Below are 21,936 nucleotides of genomic sequence, written 5' to 3' on the forward strand. Positions count from 1 at the left end.
CTACCAGGCCTGTGCGAGGCGGCCGACGGCCGGCCGCGTCGCTTCGACGGAAGCGTCCTTCCAGCCCGGGCGACCGACGCGCTGTCCCTGACGGCGCAGCTTGCGCAGGTCGCTCAGCCCCTCGATGTTGACGGCGGGACCGGAGCCGATCGTCTCGACCGGCCGCGGCGTCAGCAGCGCATCGAGCCGTGCCTTGCCGGAGAGGCCGAGCAAGTAGAACGTCCCACTGTCCTTCTTCGCGATCCAGGTCTCAATGCTCTCCTTGCCTTCGCCGTCGACCGGGATGTTGCGCACCATGCTGGCGCCGGTGAAACCGTCGCAGCAGGTGTGGCCCGGCCCGTAATTGGTCACGGTCGCCGAGACGTCGCCGCTGTAGAACACCACATAGGCATTGGTGACATTGGCGTTGCCGATCTGGGTCATCGTGAACACGCCGCCCGGCTGATAGAGCTGCAGGGTCGGCCAGCTGGACGGCGCCGGCGTGCGGTTGTCGAGCAGCACCTGCTGGGTGGCCGTGGTCAGCATCAGCTGGCCCGGGACATAGCCGTTCAGGATCGTGACCGCGTGCGCGCCGGTGAAGACGTTGGCGTCCACCACCCTGAGCTGGTTGATGATGATGCTGTCAGGATCGATCGAGATGTTGGCGGACTTGGCGACGCCGCCGTTGTAGCCGGTGATGTTCAGGATCAACGGGATTGCAGGCTTCGAGCGGATCTGCTCGCCCTTGACGTTGATCGTGTCGGCCGCGAGGTCGAGCTCCCTCACGACGCTGACCCAGTTGATCGTCAGATCACCCGACGAGGTCATCTTGACGGTGTCGCCGCTAATCCGGTCGAACGAGACCGATCCGGCCACGTCGAAACGCGTCTCGCCGTTGGCGGTGATCGATCCGCCGTGGAGCGAGCCCGTGTCCGACTTGACGTTGAGGTCGCCGGCATCACCCGGGATGCCGGTCGTGGTGAGCTGGCTGAAGACGATGTCGTTAAGGGCATGCAGGGTCTGCGTGCCGCCGCTGATGGCGGTGCCGACCGTGATCCCTCCGGCCGTCGCGGTGACGTCGAGCGTGCCGCCGGCCATGAGATTATCCCAACGAACGACCGTGCCGCTCAAGACCGCGTTGCCGGTTGCGGCCGCAAGGTTATGACCGGTGTTGGTGCCCGCCGCGATCAGCCTGGCCGAGCCGTGGGCTGAGACCGAGCCGAGCGTGGTCACTCCGCCCGACATCACCGTCTGCGCCAGGATGAAGCCGTTGTCTGCGGTGACGTCGATGTTGCCGACATCACTGGCAGAGCCGGTGGCCGTAAGCGACTTGAACGTCACGTTCTGGCTGGCGTGGACCGTCTGCGAGCCACTGCTGTCGACGGTGCCGATGACGATGCTGCCATTGTCGATGACGGCGCTGAACTTGCCGCTGGCGCCGGTTGCCGTGCCCGCCATCACCCGGTCGAGCGTGAGCGCCTGGGTGCCGATGATATCGACGTTGCCCTTCAGCGCCGACAGCAGCGTCGCTTCGGTGCCGGTCAAGGCCTGGAGGTAGATACCGCTATCGATCGTGCTTGCCGAGAGCAGCGACGCATTGAAGTTGAGCCGCCGCGTCGCGCTGCCGATGCCGTTGGACGCCGTGAGGTCGAGGCTGGCGCCGGCTCCTGAGGTCATGAAGGTGGTCTGGCCGTCGCCGTTGCCGAGGATCGCGCCAAGCGATGCCACGCCGCCGGCGCTGACGACGATCGACGGTGCATTGCCGGCCGCGACAAAGGACAGCGGCGTGTTGAGCTGGCCGAGGATCGCGTCGCCGGTCGTGGCGATCGTGATCACCTTGGCCGCGTTGATCGCGGAATAGGCGCCCATCGACAGCGTCGCGGCGGCCAGCGTCACGCCCTCCGAGCTGCTGGTCACCAGCACCGGCGCCGCGCTGGTACCGTCCGGAATGGTGATGGCGCGGTTGGCGAGCAGCTGCATCAGGCCGACGCTGGTGAGGCCGGTATTGATGGTGAGCGCGCCGCGCGCCGCGTTCAGCGTCAGCGCGCCACCGGCGCTCAGCGTCCCATAGGCGCCGCTCGCACCGACCGCGAGATCGCCGGTCACCGCGAGGATGCTGAGATCGCCGACCGCCGAGCCGGTCACCGTGCCCGAGATATTCACCTGCAGCGGCTGGAAGGACGCGCCGTTGAATCCGATGCTGCCGCCGGCGCGCAGGTCGAGGTCGGCGCCGAGAATGTGGATCGCCGTCCGGTCCGTGAAGCCGGCTTCGGCGTAGATGCTGCCGGCCGCGGCGATCTGGATGTCGCTGCCGGCTGAGATGTTGCCGAGAATGAGATCGCCGGTGGTCTGCTTCACATAGATGCCCTGCCCGGACGAGACCTGGTCGAGCTGATCGTTGGCGGCGTCCGCGAAAGCGATCTGGATCGCGTTCGCGTTGCTCGCGGGATTGCTTCCGGCGGTTCCCGAGGGGGCACCGATATTGCCGTGCTCGGCGATCAGGGTCAGGTTGGCGATATCACCCGATATCACGGGCACACCGGTCACGCCGGCGGCGGCAGTGATGCCGGTCACGGCGTCGAGCTTGACGTCGCCGCGGCCGGTTACAGCGATGCCGTTGGCCTGAGCCGCCGCGATCGGGCCGTAGCTCGCGGTGATGCCGCCGAGCGTGAGGCTGTTCTTGCTGCCGAGATAGATGTTCGTCAGCGCCTTGGCCGAGATGGCGATCGGGTTGTCGAGGACGACGAGGTTCTGCTGCGACAGGCTGACCGTATAGGTCGTGACATGGGTGGTCGGGTCCGTGGTCGCGCCGACCGTGAGCTGGCCGGGGCCGGCCGACGAGAGCAATGCCTTCTGCTCCGTCGACAGCGCCGAGGAATCGACGCTGGTGAAGGTGAACGTCTGGGGCGCGGCTGAATTGCCGACTGACCCCTTCGGCGCGTAGAGCATGATCTGGCTCGCGCTGACATTGGCCGCGACGTTCGGATCGATCGGTGGCGGCGCCGCGCCGACGGCCGACGACGAGACCGTGTAGGCGAGCTGATCATGCGTCCACTGCGAGCCCGAGGTGATGATGCCGTAGACCCGCTCGGTCGATGCCAGCGTGAAGCTGTAATTCGCGGAGTAAGTGTTCAGCGCGGCCTGCAGGGCGGTGTTGGTGGGCAGGCGCTGATCGGCGGCGGCGACGCCCTGGAACAGGCTCGTGAACAGGCCCGACGAGAGCGTGGTGCCGAACACCGTCGCGAGCGCGTCGGTGGGCGCGTTTCCGAGCAACGTCGTCAGCGAGCTCTTGAGCTCGGCGGTGGAGATCTTGCCGAGCAGGAACTGGTCCCTCAGGAACCGCGTCGTCGCCTCGACCTTCATATCGGTCGTCGAGACGTTGGCGGGATCAATGCCGAGCTTGGCGGCCACCTGCGCCCGCAGCACCGTCAGGCCCACCGAGGTCGGATTATAGGTGCCGTTCGCGAAGGCGATGTTCTTGAGCTGGAAGTAGTCGTTGTAGGCCGCCGTGACCATCGACTGGTAGCTGTTGACGGCGGCGGTGGCGGGATTGCCGTTGAGCAGGCCGAGATTGTCCCACACCGCCTGGAGATGCGCGCTCTCCGCCGCGCTGATACCGGCGGCCGGGCGGCCGTTCAGGATGCTGGCCGGGTTGTTATCGGAGCCGGCCGCCTCGAGGAAGACCGGGCCGCCGCTCGACTGGATCGTGCCGAGGCGCAGGTCACCCTTGGACTGGACGATGTAGGTGCCGGTGGCCGAAGCGCTGTCGAGAACGCCGCCATCGACGGCGCCGCCGGTTTGCGTGGTGCCTGTCGCCTGGATCACCAGCGGATTGATGCTGGTCAGGGTGGTTGCGCCGTTGACGACGCTGCTGGTCGCACCGATCGCGCCGCCGCTGGAATTGATCTCGATGTTCTTGCCGACCACGACGGGTGTGGCGACGTCGTAAGCGGCCGCCGAGTTGATGTCGCCGGTCGCCGAGAGGAAGACGCTGCCCTGCGGCGTCGCGCCCAACGCATTCGCCCTCACATGGTCTATCGACAACGAGCCGGTGGCTGCGATCGCGATGTCGCGGTCGATCGTATCGGCCTTCAGGCTGCCGCCATAGACCTGCACCTGGACGGGAACACCGTTCGTGCCGCGCGTGCCGATGCCACCATCCGCCGACAGCGTCACGTTCTTGCCCGATATCATCGGGTTGTTGGCACTCGCACCTGATGTGATGGCCGAATTGGCGCCGGTGGCGATGACCGTCGTATCACCCGAGAGGTTGTTGATCGGGCCGTTGATGACGATGCCGGAGTTCGAACTGACGTTGACCGTGCTCACCCCGCCGCCGCTGAACTGGATGTTGATCGGGTTCGACGCCTTGACCGTGTTGGTCAGCGTCAGGGTCAGGTGATCGTAGATCTGCTGGTACCAGTCGTAATGACCGTCCGCACCGCAGCACAAGCCAGCCGACGTGTTGTAGCCACCCCCGTGATAGCTGCCGGTCGCCGTGACGACTTCCTGGAAGTTCGCGGTCTGCAATTGGCCGGTGTTGCCGCCACCACCCGTGGCCTGCATCACGTTCTCGACCAGGCTGACGGTGCGGGTCCAGTTGTCTCCGGAGGCGTTCGGCGTGTAGTGCCAGCCATAGTCGAACTGCGTGCTGGTGGTCGGACGATCCAGCGTCGCCGTATCGACCCACTGGTAGTACATGTTTGGCTTCACGGCGTACTGGATGCCTGCCGTGCCGCTGAGGCCGGTCAGCATCGAGCCTGTGTACTGGCTCGCATTCACGCTATTCGTCCGATACGTCGACACCTGCTGGCCGCCCGACGCGGAGGGATTGTAGACGTACCACGTCGTCTGCTGCTGGAGCTGATCGACGATCTGGATCACGCTGGGCGCGCTGACGCCCGTATTGATCGTGTTGGTGACGAGCTGAAGTCCGGTCGAGTTGTTGACATTGATCGTGCCGGCACCACCCTTGACCGCGATCGTGCCCTGGGCAGTGCCGTCGGTCGAGGTCGAGATGATCTTGCCGTTCAGATAGACGTAGCCGCCCGAACCCTGCACCACGCCGTTCACCATGATCTGGTCGGTGAGCGCGTTGTACTTCACCCCGATCTTGATATCGCTGGAGAACTGCGTCGTCGCAGCCGCCGTGATGTCGTAATAGCTGCCGTTCCGCGCATTGGCCTGGGCCTGGGCGAAGTCCGCGCCGTTATTACTGGTCTTGAGGCTGTTGATGGCGGACAGCACCCCGCCGCCGATGTCGACCGAGTAATTGCTGCTCGTGCCACTCTGGATGAGACCGTTGACGTTGATGACCCCCGCCGAGATGATGATCGCCTGACCGAGAATGAAGGGCGCGTTCGCGGGGTTCTGGTACCCCGAGGGTGTGGTCGAGCTCCAGTTCGAGCTCGCGTTCGTGTTCGCGGTCCTCGGCGTGATCACGTCGTTCTGGATATTGACGACCTGGAAATAGGCCGAGCATCCCGAGCAATTGAACGGCGAGTAGAACGTGGACGTGTGGTTGGTGGTGGTGGTGTGACCCTGGGCGTCTGTCGAGGTCGTCGTATAGTCGTAGGTCGTGTTGCTGTAGACGCCTTGGTCGGTATAGGTATTCCGCTCCCACGGCGCGGTCGAGATGGTCTGGACCGTCGGGCCTTCCATCGCCGCAAGCGTGGCGGTGCTGCCCACGCTGCCGCCGCCTCCGTTGGGCGAGCCGTTGCCCATCGGCAGGAAGATCGCCGAATAGAGCGACAGGCCGTCGTAATAGGTCATCAGCATGCGGGCGGTGAAGACCGTGCTGTTGGCGGCCGTCTGCTGGACGCCGCTATGGCCGTCGACGCAGCAATAATAGAAATACGGGTGATTGCCACCGTCGCCGATATGCGGGCTGTACTCGTAGGCGCCATAGGCGCCGAGGAAGGTCGCCGCCGCCATCACCGCCGTCAGCGTGTCGTTGTCGGCCGGCTTGTACTCGACCCCGGCCCATTGCGAGGTGACATCGTGGTTGGAGTTGTAGAAGCTGCCGAGGCCGCCGAGGAAGATGAACGAGCCGTTGGGCGCCACCATCTGGATGGTCGCGGCATTGAGCGATTGCGAGGCGACGACGCTGCCGAGCTGGCTGGTGATCTTGAGCAGACCGTTCTCGTTGGTGACGGCCCCGTCGAAATAAATGTCGGGCTTGCGGGTGAGCTGGTTGCCGTTCCCGTCGACGCCGAGCCCGGTGCTTGGATCGACGCGGTTGTAGATCGCCGAGATGTCGATGATCGGCGTCGCGCTCGGCGTGGCGGTGAAGGTCACGTTGGAGTGCGAATCCGGATCGACATGGTCGATCTGGCGATAGGTGATGTTGCCGCCGGTCACATTGGTGACGGTGAGGTTCGCGAAGTCCATGAAGTCGAGGCCGCGGTTCTCGACCTTGATCTTTGCGGAGCCCTGCGCAGTGACGGACGGTGCCGTATGACCGGCAAGGCCGTTTCCGCTCAGCTTCTGCGCCAGGATCGAGACGTTGCCGGCGGACACCAGGATGTCGCCGAACGCGAAGGCGTTGCCGGCGGCGTCGGAAGTATAGGGCGCCTGCTGGATCAGGGCGTTGATCTGACGCTGGATGTCGCCGGTCGGATCGGCGCCGGACGGCGCCATCGTGGCGGGATGTGCGGACGTCGACGTCGCGAGCTGGGTCCGGATCTGCGTCGCAGTCAGACCGGTCAGCGTGACGAGCTGGTCGACCATGTTCTGGTAGGGATTGAAGCCGCCGACGATCGTGTACTGGACCGTCTGGTGGTTCCAGCTCATCACCGGGCTGAAATGATCGACGTCGGCGACGTATTCGAGCGTGGGTGACAGCGACGAGTGCGGGCTCGTCGTGCTCAAGGTCGGCGCGCTTGCACCAAGATCGATCGTGATGGTCACGTCGTTGTTGATGCCCGCGACCACCATTCCGTTGAGCGCGACATCGCCGGTGCCGCTGGTGTGGCTGTGGTTATCGCTGTTCTTGGCGCTGAAGATGTCCAGATACGGATTGTAGTTGTTGCCGTTGCCGGACGCGGTGACCTGCCCTTGCGTTGCGCCGAGATAGATATCCCGGACGCCGAGCACCCGCGAGCTGTCGGCAAGCGTCAGGCTGGAGTCGTTGCCGGCATTGGCCGTGCCGCGGTACAGCGTGGAGATCGGAATGGCGGTGTTGTTGTAGACGACCGTCGTCGCGGTCGCCTGCACGCTGCTGAAGGTGATGGTATCGCCGGATATGCCGGCAAGGATGTTGATGTCCCGCCAGGCCTCGATTGTCGTGCTGCCGCTGACGGTGACGGCCTGGTTCGCGTGCACCCAGCTGTTGGTGCTGGCGCCGACACCGGCGATCGCACCGTAGAGGCTGGCGTTGGCGTAGTTGGACGCCGCCATCTTCGCCGCCGTGCCGACATAGATCTTGCCGACGCTGAACAGCTCGCGGGCATTGATGTTGACCGCGAGCATGGCGTTTGCCGTCATGTTGGATTCGGCGCCGCCGCCGGCGAAGAAAGCGGCCGTGGCGAGGCTCGCCGTGGCGGTGGTGTTCAGCGTGTTGTACGCCTCGATGTCGATCACCCCCGTCGCGGTCCTGGGGTCACCGTTGAGGCTCAGGACCGCGCCGGCGCCGATGTTGGTGGTCACGTTCTGGGTGACGGTGGAGTCGCTCAGGGCCGCCGCACCCGAGAACGAGCCGCCAGACCCCGAGCGCGCGCCGCCGCCGGCCTGATTGACGATGTCGTTCGAGATGACGACGATGTTGCCGCCGTCCGAGTTGATGATCAGATGCGTTCCGATCTCGGCGGTGGTGGTCGTGTTGACGTCGTTCTGCGCCTTGCCGGCGGAGACACCGGCCGTGGACGCCTGATAGGCGTCGCCGCTGGCCGCATAATTCGTGGTGTGCTTGGCCTTGACGCTGAGGCCGCCGAAATAGAGGGTGTCGTCGGTCGCGCCACCATCGAACCGCGCGTTGGTCACGGCGGTCGAGCTGGTCGTGGCGACGGCCGCCGCACCGGCGTAGGTGCCGCCCGCGCCAACCGTCGCGTTGGAGACATTGGCATCCGTGCCGGTCGCCGATATCTCGAGGATGCCGGTGTAGCCGGCGTGATTCAGGTGGGCGGCGTCCATATCGGCAGGCGCGCCCAGATAGGCATAAGTGTGCGCGCTCGACGACGCTTGTGCCACTGTCGCTCCGAGCGCGAGGAACCCGCTCGAAAGGCCGGTCGCCTCGGCGTATTGGGCGCTGTCGTTCTGGGCTGCGATCACCACGTCGCTGTTGGGCAGCGTGATTCCCGTCCCGCCATAGGCGCTGACCGTCGCGTTCTCCGAGGCCTGGGCCAGGCTGCCCTGGGCGCCGATCAGCGAGCCGCCGCCGCCTGCGAGTGCCTTGGCGTAGGTCGTGGTGCCGGTAGTCGGGACCAGCGCCATCGCGGTCACGCCGAGCGCTCCGCCCGAGAAGACGACGTTGTCGCCGACATCGGCCGTGACCGTGGCTTCGACCGTTGACTTGGCGATGGCGATGCCGACAGCGCCGCCGCCGACCGAGACGCCGATCGCGCTGCTCGACAGATTGGGCTTGATCGACGCCGTCACCAGCGTGCCAACATCAGATGCCGACGTGGTGATCGAGGCACCGGTTCCGATCTCGGCCGTCACGCCCGAGTTCTCGTGGGCCTCCGCATCCGCACCGACGCCGGCAACGATACCGCCGCCGAGCGCAGTCGCCGTCGTGGTGAGCGTACCTGCGCCGGATGCTCCCACGGCCAGAGTTGAAACATCGACGACCGCGTTATCCAGAACTTGCGCCGCAACCGTGCTCGACCGTGACGCCGTGGCAACCGAGGCTCCGACTGCCGCGGCACCGGCGGTGACACCGCCTGTGAAGACGACCTGGGTCGTGGAATCCTGCGCCATGACGGTGACGCCGGTGCCGCCCGTACCGGTGACATGCCCGCCGAGCTGGGCCGTCACGTCGTTGGCGACATTGCCGATCGCCACGGCCGCATCCGCGCCGAAGTACAGCGCCGCGCCGCCGGCGATCGCCTCGGTGTCGATGGTCTTGCCGGCATAAGGTCCGGTGGTGGCGTCCTTGACCACCGCCGCAACGGTGACGGAGGGCGCCGTGACGTTCGCGGTCAGATCCGCGAGCACGTAGCTCTTGACGCTGGTGTAGCCGATGCCAGCCCCGATACCGACATTCTTGGCGAAGCCGGCGCCGAGCAGGTACATCTTGGCCGCGTTGGCGCTGGTGGCGGCGACATTGACCTCGCTGCCCGTGACATTGCCGCCCAGCACCTGCGCCGTGACGCCGTCACGGCCTGCGTCGGTGAGCACACCGCTGACATTGTAGGTCGACGTTACGCTAGCGCCGTTCGGATTACCGGCGGTGCCGCTCGCCACCGCGTCGCTGCCGTGCGAGGAATTGGTTCCGGAGTTCGCGGCGCCGATGGTGCCGTCGAGCTGCGATTGCTCGTGCGTATCGCCGAGATTGGCACCGATGATGATGACGCCGACGGTCGCACCGATGCCGACGCTGCCGCCGATACCGGCCGTCACCGCATAGGACAGCACCTCCTTGGTGCTGAGCGCGTTGACGTTGATCGCCCCCAACGAGTTCAGATTGCTGTTGATGCTTTCCGCGGTGGTCTGGCTCTTGAAGAGGATGACGTTGGCGGCGGCGCCGATGCCGACACCTCCCCCGCTGGCACCGACCGCGAGCGCGCCCGCGATTTCCTTGATCGCGACGTCCTCGTTCGCGTTGATGGTGACCGCGCCGGCTGCGCCGCCCCTCGGCGACTGCAGCGTGACGTCGTAGACGCCCGCGATCGTGGTGTTGCTGGCGATCTCGATGTTCGCCATGCCCGCGATCGCGGCCGATCCCGTCGCGAGCGCGCCGCCCACCGAATAGGCCTCGAAGCGATTCTTGGTTTTGGCCTCGACGTCGAGCGCGCCGGTCAAATTGATCGCCGTCGTGTGAGTCGCCGTGCCGCCGTGATAGGCGAACTCGTCGCCGACATAGGCCTCGGTGCGGTTCGAGGAGACCTGGACCAGGAAGGCGGCGCCGATCGCGGCCTGGCTGCCATAGGCGCCCGAGCCATTCGCGGAGAAGATGCCGGTGTTGTTGTTGGCGTTCGCCGTCAGCGACGCGGCCGTCAGCGCGCCGCCGTCGACATAGGCCTCCGTCGTCGCCTGGAAGACGTTCAGCCCGACCGAGCCGGTGTTGAACCCGATCGCGATCGAGGACGCATCCTGCTCGGCATTGGCCTTCACGGTGACGGCGCCGACCGTCGGGCTCGACGACTGGACACCCCCGATGGTGGCATTGGTGATGGTGGCGAAGGTATCGCGCGACATCGTCGTGCTGATGATCGTGGCGCCGCCGCCGCCATTGCCCGTTGGCGGAATGATGCCGGCACCGAACGTTCCGGAATAGGAGAAGCTCGACGCCGCAACCTCGATCTGCGGCGCCAGCGTCGAAGACGTCAGGCGCGTGTCGATAGATGCGCTATCGATATAGGCCCGGGTCCCTCCGCTCATCACGTTGGTGATCGGGTTGATCATGATGGCGATGCCGCTGCTGGCGGCAAGCGAAGCGACGTTGGCCGTGACCGCCTGATGCGAGCTCGCGACGACGGCAAGGCCGCGGACGGCGTCCTGGTTCTCGGAGAGGTCAGGCGTGGTGTCGCTCGGCGCGTGGGCGGTGCCGAGATCAAAGGCATGGACGAGCGTGCCGTTGTTGACCGACAGCGTGTCGGTGGTGCTGGTTCCGAGCGCGTCGACCTTGGTGTTGGCACCGCTGATATAGGCTGCCGTAGTCCCCGTGATCTTGTTCGTCACCAGCGAGCCCGCCCCGCCGCCCGCGCCCTTGCTGATCGACACGGCGCCGGCGAACACCGCCGCCTTGTCGTTGTTGCCGGCGGTCACGCCGACGTTGTTGGTGGCGGTCACGTCGGCGCCGTTGATACCGTTGGTGCTGGCAGCGGTGATGCTGGCGGTGACGTTGGTCCCCATCAGATTGGTGGCGACCGAGCCCGCCAACCCGACCTGCGAGGACATCGCAATACCGACGGCGACGGTCGAGATGCTGGCGTTCGAGTTCGCGCTGACGGCGACGTTGCCCGAGGCAGTCAGCTTGGAGCCGGTGACGCCCGCGCTGACATTGTTGGCGATGCTGCTGTAGACGAGTGCCAGACCCGCGGCGCTTCCTTGCGTCGAGGCGCCCGCGACGGCGGCGGTTCCAGTGATGCTGGAATTGTCGGTCGCGGTCACCAAAATGCTTTTGGCCGTGATGGCCGATTGCGACGCGCTGGACAGGTTGTTTCCGATGGCCGCCGAAACGGTATTGGCGATGCTGCTGATCGTCGTGCCGCCGACGCCCGCAAACTGTCCGGTCGCCAGGCCAAAGCCGATCGTGACCGACTGGATCTTCGAGGAATCGACCGCACTCACGCTGACATTGCCGTTGACACCCGCCGTCAGCAGCACGTTGGCGATGTAGGCCGAATGCGTCGTCGCGATGGTGTCGTACACCAGCGACGCCCCGACATTATTCTTGCCGGCCTGGATCATGCCCGCAACGGAGATGATGCTGGCGCCCGGACCGTTACCCGCACCGTCGTTGAGCGCGGCCGCGCTGAAGTCGATGCAGTTCTGCCCGCCCGTGCCGCCGGCGACCGTGCAGGTGTCCGAGGCGAGATGGTTGTTGTTCGACTTCTTGACGAGGTTGCCGAGCGCCGTATTCAGCGCCGACACGGCGCCGCTGTCCGCCAGCACCGTCACGCGTCCGACGTTGATGGTCACCGTCGAACCGCTGCTGATATAGGCCGTCGTGGTGGGCGAGATCTCGTTGACGACGATCGCGCCGGCCAGTCCGTTGGACCCTGCCCCGCCCGAGGCCGCACCGGCCGCAATCACGCTGGCGCTGTCGGCCATCACCAGCAGAGTGTCATAGTTCGAGAGCGCGGTGCTGCGGATGTGCGCGTCGGTAGCGTTGCCGCCCGTGGGATCGGCAATCGAGGCATAGGTTAGCCCAATGCCGACGCCGGCCTGGCCACCCGACATATAGAGCGAGCCACCGCCGATCGCGATATTCGTGGTCTGGTAGGCGTCGACCTCGAGCGCGCGGTTAACGCCGGTCGCCTGCCCCGTGATCGTCGAGCTCTCGATATAGGCGTTGGCGCTGTCCGTCATGATGCCGACGGAAGCCGACAGCGATGCCGCATTGGATTTCGATCCCGCCACGCCGAGGGCGACGACGGTCTCCGAGCCGCCATTGAGCGCCTGCACCGTCACCGAACTCTGATCGTTCATGGTGGTGCCGTAGATATAGGCGAGCGTCGCGTTGCTGGACATCGCTGCCGCGATCGCGCCGCCGATCGCAGCCCCCTGGGCGGACGCCCCGGCCAGATTGAACGCCGCGGAGCCGGACCCGTTGCTGAGGATGGTGTCGTTGAGCGCCTGAACGATTGTATTGGTCGTGACTGCGCTGGCCGTGGTGTACTTGTTGACGCTCGTATTCCTGATATAGGCGCTGGTGCCGAGCGAGACGTCCGTCACCGACGAGCTGCCGGCGAGATCGACGCTGAAGCCGTCGGTGCTCGATCCCGAGGACGAAGCGATCTTGCTCGCGGCCGTCGTTACGGCGGCGATGCCTCCGGTCGAGGCCGCGCCTGCGGCGCCCGCCTTGTCGGAGACATTGGACGCCGCCGGGTCTGAGACCGCTGCCGCGACAGAAGCAACCGTGATGCGCCCCGACGTCGTTGCGCTGATCGTCAGATTGTCGACATTGACCGACCCGCTTCCGCCGCTCGTGCCGGCAAACGGATCATTCGCACTGAACACGCCGGGCCGGATATCGGAATGGTTGTCGCCCATATAGGCGGAGGTGTCGGCATTTGCGCCCAGATAGGCGACCGCCAAGCCAACCGCCGAACCGCCGCTGCTGTTGAAGCTCATCGCGCCGGACAGTGAAACAACCGACAGATCCTGCTGCGCCAGGACATTCACGGTCGGGGCATAGACGGTGGCCTGGCTCGAGATCGACGCATGCGTCGTGTTGTTCAGGAAACCGAGCGAGGTGATCCCGTTCAGCGCCAGCGCGCCGGCAGCCTTGCCGGACGACGGCGCGACGGCGACGAACTGGTCCGAGGTGGTCGCGTTGACGGCGATGTCGTCCGCCGCGCGCAGCGTCGCGCGGTCCGAGACGCCGGCAATGGTGCTGGTGTTGAACTGGACGAGATTGAGCGCACCGCCGACCGATGAGCCACCGGACGTGTTGCCCGGCAGGAAGCCGAGCGTGCCGACATTGCCGGCGGCGTCGATCGACGCCGTGGTCGTGGTGGCCGCGATCTGGATGCTTGCGTCGTAGGTGTGGACGTCGCCATTGTCCATCCCGGCCGACCAGTTGCTGCCGCAGGTCGCACTCGTGCAGGTCGCGGTCAGGCTGGCAGAACCGGCGACCCAGGCCGTCGTGTTGTTGTTCACGACGAAATGGTTCAGCGAACCGGCGACCCCGATCGTGTCTCCGGCGTCCGACGTGGCATTGGCATAGCTGGTCAGGATGTTGCCGCCGACGCCGAGATTGCCGTTGAGATGGCTCAGCACCGCACCCAGCCCGTCCCACTTCAGCCAGGTGTTGGTGATCGGCATCGATGTGTTGGCCTCGACGGCGATGTTCGCCGCGTTGATCAGGGTCCCGTTGCCGACATAGGCGTTCGAGTTATGCGTAAAGTTGCCCCAGGCGACGGCCGCGCTGATTGCCGTCCCCTCGCCGGCCGTGATGTCCGATGTGATCGCGGCGGCAGTCGCATTGCTGCGGACGCCCCGATCGACGAGGTTGCTGGCGACGGCGACGTTGCCACTTGCATAGATGCTTGGAGCACCGCCGCTTGGATTTTGAGCGATCGCGGCCGTCGCGTTTTCCGTGCTGTTGGCCAGCGACAATGCACCGGCGAACTTGAAGTTGAAGTTCACCGGCATCAGCGAGGTCATGTGCTGCGAGATCACCGGGTTCAATGACGGACTCGACACCAGTTCCGCCTGGATCAGGCCGACTAGCGCCGGAGTGCCCGCGATCGTCGAGGCCATGGTCGAATTGGACGTGGTATTGGACGTGGCCTCGACCACCACGGAGCCGTTCATCCGGCTCGACGCGCTGGTTCCCAACGACGCGCCGAGAACCGCGTTCGCCGACGTCGTGACGTCGCTGATGGCGAGCGCGCCGCCCATTCCGCCGCTCGCGCTCGGATTGCTGAAGACGACGGCGTTGGCGCTCGTCGAGAAGCTGTTGTTGTTCAGCGCACGCACTGACAGGGTGTTTCCGGAGGCATTCACGGTTCCGGCCGAAAGATGCGCGCCCGTCGCGACGTTTGCTGTGGTGTTAACCGACCCGGTCGAATAGGCAATCGTCTCCACGAATTGCGCGCTGCCCGTCGCGGTGAGCGCGGCGACGTTCATGTTCGCGTCGTTGGTGGCATGGATCGCAAGATTGCCACCCGCATTGATCGTGGAGCCAGACGCCACGCTGGTCGACACGTTGCCGTCGATCTTGCCGACGACGACCGATGCGGCGATGGGCGTGAGACTGCCGAGCAGACTTGCTACCAAGGCCGGATCGGATGCGGTCTCCGAGCCGTGGGCGGCAATGGTGACGCTGCCGCCGCCGCTGATATTGGCGTGCCCGTTGATGTTGATGTTCGCCGTCGCGCTTGCCGCGACATAGCCGCCATTGAGCCCGAGCAGCGAGGCCGCCAGCGTCTCGCCGACAAGCGCGAAAGTGCTTGCGGCCGAACCTTCAAGGAAGCTCGACGTGGCCGTCGAGGTCGCGCCGATCGAGATGTCACCGCCGGTGATCGTGCCGTCGACCGTGATGGACGTCGCGGCGGTCGCCTGGCCCGACAGCTTGGTGTCGCTCGCCGTCGCCCTCAGCGTGACGTTGCCGCTGGTGTAGGTGGTGCCGCCGAAATTGACCGATTGGGCCAGGATCTGCGCGCCATTCATGATCGCGATGTTCGGCGCGTCGATGATGACGTTGTTGGCGTTGCCGGTCGAATGGCCGGAGCCGTCGAGACGGCGGGCATCGATCACCGCATGCGCGGCGAGCGTGATGGAATGATCGGCCTGGAGGAGGTAGTCCGCCCCGGCGCTGAGCCCGGCGAGCGCATTCACGATGGAGCTGTTCGACAGCGTCACGCCGGTGTCGCCCTGGGCGGTATCGCCGACGACCATGTCGGTCGGATCGATCAGCAGCGTGCCGGCCTTGCCGTTGTCTGCGCTGAGGTTGACCTTGATGCCCTGGCCGATGTCGATGATCCCGTTCGCGCTGAAATCGACCAGGCCCGCATTGCCGGTCTTCGCGCCGGCGTCGAACCTGGCGCCGCCCGCCACGGTCAGGTGCTGGGCCGCCTTCAGGCGGATCTCGCCGGCATTGCCGGTCGTGCTTGCGATGTTCAGCCTCGCATTCTTGCCGATGTCGATATTGTTGCCGGCCTGCACCGTGATGTTGCTCGGCGTCGCAGCCTTGCTGCGCGCGGTCAGACGCCCGTTGACCCTGGCATTGTTGACCGCGCCGATATGGATCGAGCCATTGCTGACGGTGATGGCGCTGGCGCTGCGCAGGCCCTTCGAATTGACCGAGGCTGCGAACTTCGCGGCATGGTCGAGATTGGCGATGTCACGCTGGGTGGCGCCGCCGACATAGACGTTCTGCCCGGTCAGGCGCACGCCGTCGATGGCATTGATCCGGCCGTAGATGCGGATGTTGCCGTCAGGCGAGACCGGGAACGATCCGGCCATCAGGTTGCCGACCGCCGACTGGTTGATCTGCCCCCCGGCACCGATCAGGCTGTCGGTGAACTCGCGCGTCGGCGTCGAGACGTTGAGGCTGCCGACGTTCACGGTGCCGGAACGGCCGACCACGAACCCCTTGGGATCGGCGAAATAGACGTTACCGCCGATCGCACCGTTCATGTAGGAATTCAGCGTGCCGTTGACGTAGACCGGCGCGTCGTGAACGATGTTGACGAGGTTTTGCGTCCCCGTTGGCAGTTGCAGGTTGACGGTGTTGCCCTGCCCCACACTGAATTGCGAGAACGAGTTGAAGGCATTGTTGCCCGAGACCGTCAACGTCGTGACGTTGGTGATGCTGCCGGAGGTCTGCAGCGAGGTGCCGGTGCGCCCGTCCGGCGTGATCACGTTCGCCGTCTGCGCCTGAACGCGGACGCTGTACACCGGCAGGAAGACCATCTGCATCGCGCAGAGCAGCGACATCGAACGGAAGCGCGAAAGCCTCCGCAGCGTCGTCAGCTCGTCATTGTCTCGCGTCGCAGATGGTCCGCGCATGTCAGATCCCCATCATCGGCATTGGCGCCGATCCATAACCGGGTGGGAGAATGTCGTCGACAGCGCCCGGCATCAGAACTGGCCGGGCGGCAGCTTGAAGATGTCGGGGCTCTTGGCATCGGCCACGTAGAACAGCAGCAGGCTGGTGGGCGTCAGCACACGCTGGTTGTTCTCCTTGTTCTCGAATGTGCCTTGGAGCAGCAGGATCACCGAGCGGTCCTTGGCATCGCTGCCGCGGAACATCACGATGCCGCCGGCGACCGGCATGTTGACCGCGATGGAGTCGGGCTTGAAGCCTTCGCCCATGAAATGGGCGCGCAGGATGTTGGCGTTGGAGAACAGTTTCTCCGGCGTCATCGCCGTGTCGGTCCCCTTCGACCAGACCGCGCCGACCTGGATCAGCGACTTGGACTTGTAGCCGAACACGTAGGAGAGCTCGGCGGTGCCGCCGTTCGGCAGCAGTTCCGGAACGGCGAGCAGCAGGCTGCGCGTCAGTTCGGACGCGTTGTCCTGGATCTTGATGGCGTCGGGCTTGGCGTTGAAGTCCTTCGTCATCGCCGCGCGCACGTCGGCCTCGTTCATGCCGAACTTGGCGGAGCGGAAGCCATCGATCGCCTTGGCGGTCTTGTCCTCGCCGGCGGGCGTTTCGGCCGCAGCCGTCGACGTCGCGCCAGCGGCCGGTGCGCCAGCTCCGGCAGGCGCAGCACCGGCCGCAGCGGCTCTGGGTGCGGTCTTCTGCTTCGGCACCGCGCCTTGGGCCGCAAGCGGTCCGGCTGCAACAGAGGTGAGCAGGCCGACGAGGGCCGGGATGAGGTAGATTCTGCGCATCGTAAACCTTCGAAACAGCTTGAAACAACGGCTCAAAAATCAGCAGTCACGAAATCGGCTTCCCCGAACCGTCGTCGAAATCGAGACGGGAATGTTGCAATGCCACAAGGCCTTACAAAACGTCACGGAGCAGACAAGGCTCGAAACAGCGACTCCCAAGGCGCGTAGGAATACGGTATCGGGCTGCCCAATGCTGCGAATGAACATTCATACGCGTCGATTTTCATCAATTGTGGCCGTTAGCCTTTCGCGTTATGCACACGACTGGAAAGAAGTTTTGCGAAACATTTCATGATCAAGCGGCCTGCTCCTGCCCACACCGTGCCGGCGCCTGCCCGCCGCGATTTCCTTCGCCTTGCAGGCACAACTGCCGCGGGATTTTTTGCGCTCGGCGCAACATCAGATCGCATGCGAATCGTGGCGTCGCTGACCAGCCTGTCGCTCGATGACGAACTGACCAGAAGGAACATGTCCGACGGCAACACGACCTCTCGCCTCGGCGGCCTCATCGCAGGGTTGAAGCAGCGCGGCTGGGTCGAAGGGGTCAACTACCGCTTCGAGATCCGCTCGACGTTCGGTGGACCGGACAAGCTGAAGTCCGCTGTGCAGGAGCTGATCGGGCTCAAGCCGGACGTCATCCTGACCGGCTCGACGATCGAAACCGCGGCCATGCTGGGCGCCACCAGGACGATTCCGATCGTTTTCGCGACCGCAAACGATCCCGTCGGCAACGGCTTCGTGGAAAGTCTCGCACGGCCCGGCGGCAACGTCACCGGCTTCACCAGCAGCACCGCCGAGATGGGCGGCAAATGGCTTCAGCTCATCAAGGAGGCCGTCCCTGACATCGCGCGCGTCGGCGTCCTCTACAATCCGGCGACCACACCGCGCGCCGGCCGCTTCTTCCTCGATTCCGTCGAGCAGGAGGCCGCGGCAGCCGGCGTCGGCGTGGTCCTCGCCCCCGTCAGCGCGCCCGCCGACATCGACGCCGCGATCGGCCGCTTTGCCGGGCCGCCGAAGGCCGCGATGATCTCGCTGGTCGACAGCTTCCTGGTGATCAACCGGCAGGCGATCGTCGCGGCAGCCGCGAAGTACCGCGTTCCCATGATCTATCCGTTCCACTATTTCATGGATGCGGGCGGCCTCATGAGCTACGGCCCGACGCTCGAAGTGCGCTCGGCCGATTATGTCGACCTCATCCTGCGCGGCACCAAGGCCGGCGATCTGCCCGTGCAATCGCCGCGAAAGTACGAACTGCTGATCAACCGCACGGTCGCCCGCGCGCTCGGATTGACCATCCCCTTCACATTGCTCGCGCGCGCCGACGAGATCCGCGAGTGAACGAAGCGGTCGACCAGGAGCAGCTGCGGACGCCTCCGGGCCGGCTGTTCCGAAAATATCTCTACTCGATCGTCGCACTCGCCTTTGCCGCCCTCGCCATCAACACCGGCTTCGACGTCTGGTTCTCCTATCGGGAGCAGAAACAGCTGCTCGCGGCGACGCAGCGCGAGCAGGCCGCATCCGCGGCGATCCAGATCGGCCAGTTCATCGGCCAGATCGAGAACCAGATCCGGTGGCTCTCGCGCCTGCCCGCGGAGCTGTCGACCAACGAGGACGATCGCCTCAACGCCATCCGCCTGCTGCGCCTCTCACCCGCGATCGCGGAGATTACCGAACTCGACGCGCAAGGCCGTGAGCAGGTGCGCGTGTCGCGCCGCGTCGCGGACCGGGTCGGCAGCAAGGTCGACCTCTCCACCTCGCCGGCCTTCCGCGGCGCCAACGAAAGCCGGGCTTATTACGGACCGGTCTACTTCTTCGGCGACACCGAGCCGTTCATGACGCTCGCCACGCGCGGGAGCGGTCCCGCGCCGAATGTGGTCGTCGCCGAGGTCAATCTGCGCTTCATCTGGGACCTCGTCGCCGGGATCAGGGTCGGCAACACCGGCAAGGCCTATGTGGTCGACCGCAAGGGCGTGCTGATCGCGCATCCCGATCTGTGGCCGGCGCTGCGCCGCTCCGATCTCTCCGGCCACGCCGACGTGCGCGCCGCGCTCGACGGTGTGGGGCCGTCCGCGAACGGGCTGGTCAAGGAGGACCTGTCGGGCCAGCGCGTGCTGTCGACCTATGCGACGGTCCCCTCGCTTGGCTGGGTGGTGTTCGTCGAGCTGCCGCTCACGGAAGCCTATGCACCGATCTACGCATCGATCGGACGCTCGACGTTTCTCCTGGTCATCCTGCTCGCGATCGCGGTTCTGGTGTCTCTCTTCCTCAGCCGGCGCATGACCGTGCCGATACAGATGCTGACGCAAGGAGCCAAACGGATCGGCAGCGGCGATCTTGGCCTGCGGCTCGCGATCAGGACCGGCGACGAGCTAGAGGCGCTCGGCGATCAGTTCAACCGGATGGCCGCGCATCTGCGCGACTCCTACGCGACGCTCGAGCGCAAGGTGATCGAGCGGACCTCCGAGCTCGAGAAGGCGCGCGACCACGCCCTTGCCGAGCATGATTCAGCCGAGCGTGCGCGCAGCGTCGCGGTTGCGGCCAACCAGACCAAGTCGCGGTTCCTCGCCGTCGTCAGCCACGAGCTGCGCACGCCGCTGAACGGCGTCATGGGCGTGCTGCAACTGCTCGACGACGGCAACCTCGGCGACGCCCAGCGTCGACATCTGGCGACCGCGGCTGCGTCGGGCGAAACGCTGATCGCGCTGGTCGATGCCATCCTGGAATATGCCCGCCTGGAGGCCAGCACGGAGACGCTGGAAACGCGCGACTTCCGCCTCCACCAGCTGATCGAGACCGCCGTGGACCTGATGCGCCCGCAGGCCTTCGGCAAGGGCCTGACCTTCGACCTCGCCTTCGACGAAACGGTCAACACAACCGTGCACGGCGATCCTGTCAGGCTCAACCGCATCCTGCTGAACCTGATCGGCAACGCGATCAAGTTCACCCCGCGCGGCGGAATTGCCGTGAAGGCGACCGCCGGGCAGCGAGGCGATCACGCCCTGCTCCGGATCACCGTTCGCGATACCGGCATCGGCATCGCGCCCGACATGCATGAGCGCATCTTCGACGATTTCGTCCAGGCCGACGACAGCATCGCGCGGCGGTTCGGTGGCACCGGCCTTGGCCTTGCGATCGCGCGGCGCCTCACGGGCCTGATGCGCGGCGAGTTGACTGTGGAGAGCACGCCGGGCGCGGGCAGCACCTTCACGCTTCACGTGCCGCTCGGCCATGCCGCGAGCGGCATCGCGCAAGGTGCGCTTGCGCCGCCGTCGCGGCAGCTCCGCGTGCTGCTGGTCGACGACGATCCCGTCAATTGCGAGGTCGGCGAAGCCATCCTGAAACGGCTTGGACATCGCCCCATCATCGCACGCAACGGCGCCTCGGCGATAGCGCTCGTCCGCGAGCAGCCGTTCGACGTCATCTTGATGGACCTGCACATGCCCGACATGGACGGCGTCGAGGCGGCCTCGCGGATCGGCAAGCTCGGCCTGCCGAAGATGCCGCGCATCATCGCCGTCACCGCCGACGTGTCGCGCAGCGCCCGCGAGCGGCTCGCCGGCGCCGGCATTACCAGGATCGTCGGCAAGCCGATCCTGATCAATGCGCTGCGGGAAGCGATCGAAGACACCCCGGACAAGCCGGCCGCAGCGCAACTCGCCGCAGGCGCGTTGATCGACCGGCATTTCCTCGACGACCAGAGGGAGCTGTTGGGCGCGACGCAGGTCGCGAAGTTACACCAATTGCTGGTGGAGACGAGCAAACAGCTCGTCGAAGACATCGCGAACACGGCAACGGCCGGCGATCACAAGCAGCTTGCGCGCTCCGCGCACCAGCTCGGCAGCGCCGCCAGCGCGCTCGGCCTCGTCCGCCTGTTCGAGCGCTGCCGCGAGGTCGAAATGACAACCAACTCGATGTCCCCACCCGAGTGCGAGAGCGCCGCGCGCGAGCTCGCCGCACTTCGCGATGCCTCGATGAGCGCGCTGGACGAACTGCTCCGGCCGGAAGAGCAGCGGTCGGTCAGCTAGAGAGGCTCACACGACGACGGTCCCGTAAGAATACCCTTCCCCTTAAGTCATGCTGCTGACGCAATCTCTGTCTTAGAGAGTCAGAACGTAAACACAGCGTGAGGAACCACTCTGGTTCCCACACGGTTCCGCGGCCAAGGTTGGCTCGAATCCGCAGATTGATGGTCGCAAGTTCATGAACGCATCCGCGTTCGCTTGACCATGTTTGCGGTGTTGGAACCGGCAATCGAAAAAATCACAGGACTTATGATGCTATCTCGCTCGAGCGCCGCAATTTGCGGCGCCCTGGTTGCGCTTGCCGTTTCTGTCACCGTTGCTCGAAGTGAACCGCGAGGAGTTCGCTCAAGTACCGTCGTCGATGCCACCTCTGGAGATGCGATCGTCGGCGCAGCGTCCATGTACAATCCGTTCAAGCCCGGCAAGGAAGAAGGCGGCCCGAGCACAGCCTCCGGCGAGCGTTATGATCCCTCTGCCTGGACGGCTGCCATCAAGACGAACTTGCGTCGAAAATTTGGTGGGGTCCGGTTTGGAGAAAAGCCGAAATATGCCCTCGTGGAGGCCGACGGCAAAAAGGTCATCGTCAAGATCAATGACGTGGGCCCGCTAAGGCCTGGCCGCATCATTGACCTCAACGAGCGGACGATGCGCCATTTCGATCCAAGCTTGGAGCAGGGAGTCATTGATGACGTCCGAGTAAGCCCACTTGCAGGGGACAATTGGACCCCGGGCCCGGTGGGCTGAACATCGCGTGCGACAGGACAAA

5 protein-coding genes are annotated in these 21,936 nt (G+C 65.4%); 3 read left to right on the forward strand and 2 right to left on the reverse strand.

Annotated elements, in window-relative coordinates:
* On the reverse strand, nucleotides 1-16,320 hold the full coding sequence (locus WHZ77_RS22175) for a leukotoxin LktA family filamentous adhesin (RefSeq protein ID WP_375309886.1): 16,320 nt from the start codon (nucleotides 16,318-16,320) through the stop codon (nucleotides 1-3).
* A 72-nt stretch (nucleotides 16,321-16,392) separates the two neighbouring features.
* Nucleotides 16,393-17,148: a hypothetical protein gene (locus WHZ77_RS22180; RefSeq protein ID WP_375309887.1), complete on the reverse strand. Its 756-nt coding sequence runs from the start codon at nucleotides 17,146-17,148 to the stop codon at nucleotides 16,393-16,395.
* A 291-nt stretch (nucleotides 17,149-17,439) separates the two neighbouring features.
* On the opposite strand from WHZ77_RS22180, the gene WHZ77_RS22185 reads away from it, so the two are divergent.
* The 3 genes from WHZ77_RS22185 (at nucleotide 17,440) to WHZ77_RS22195 (ending at nucleotide 21,914) form a co-directional block, all read left to right on the forward strand.
* Entirely contained in the window at nucleotides 17,440-18,486 is a 1,047-nt protein-coding gene (locus WHZ77_RS22185; protein ID WP_375309888.1) for an ABC transporter substrate-binding protein, read from the forward strand.
* The gene (locus WHZ77_RS22190; protein WP_375309889.1) at nucleotides 18,483-21,173 is read left to right on the forward strand and encodes an ATP-binding protein; all 2,691 of its coding nucleotides are present in this window, start codon (nucleotides 18,483-18,485) and stop codon (nucleotides 21,171-21,173) included. The genes WHZ77_RS22185 and WHZ77_RS22190 overlap by 4 nt, the downstream gene beginning before the upstream one ends.
* 246 nt (nucleotides 21,174-21,419) lie before the next feature.
* Entirely contained in the window at nucleotides 21,420-21,914 is a 495-nt protein-coding gene (locus WHZ77_RS22195; RefSeq protein ID WP_375314790.1) for a septal ring lytic transglycosylase RlpA family protein, read from the forward strand.
* Nucleotides 21,915-21,936 lie beyond the last annotated feature (22 nt).

The sequence above is a fragment of the Bradyrhizobium sp. A5 genome (assembly GCF_042076515.1).
In the GTDB taxonomy this organism is placed as follows: domain Bacteria; phylum Pseudomonadota; class Alphaproteobacteria; order Rhizobiales; family Xanthobacteraceae; genus Bradyrhizobium; species Bradyrhizobium cosmicum.

Coding starts and splice junctions, on each gene's coding strand:
- WHZ77_RS22185 (WP_375309888.1), top strand. CDS start 17,440: ATGATCAAGCGGCCTGCTCCTGCCCACACCGTGCCGGCGCCTGCCCGC.
- WHZ77_RS22195 (WP_375314790.1), top strand. CDS start 21,420: ATGATGCTATCTCGCTCGAGCGCCGCAATTTGCGGCGCCCTGGTTGCG.
- WHZ77_RS22180 (WP_375309887.1), bottom strand. CDS start 17,148: ATGCGCAGAATCTACCTCATCCCGGCCCTCGTCGGCCTGCTCACCTCT.
- WHZ77_RS22175 (WP_375309886.1), bottom strand. CDS start 16,320: ATGCGCGGACCATCTGCGACGCGAGACAATGACGAGCTGACGACGCTG.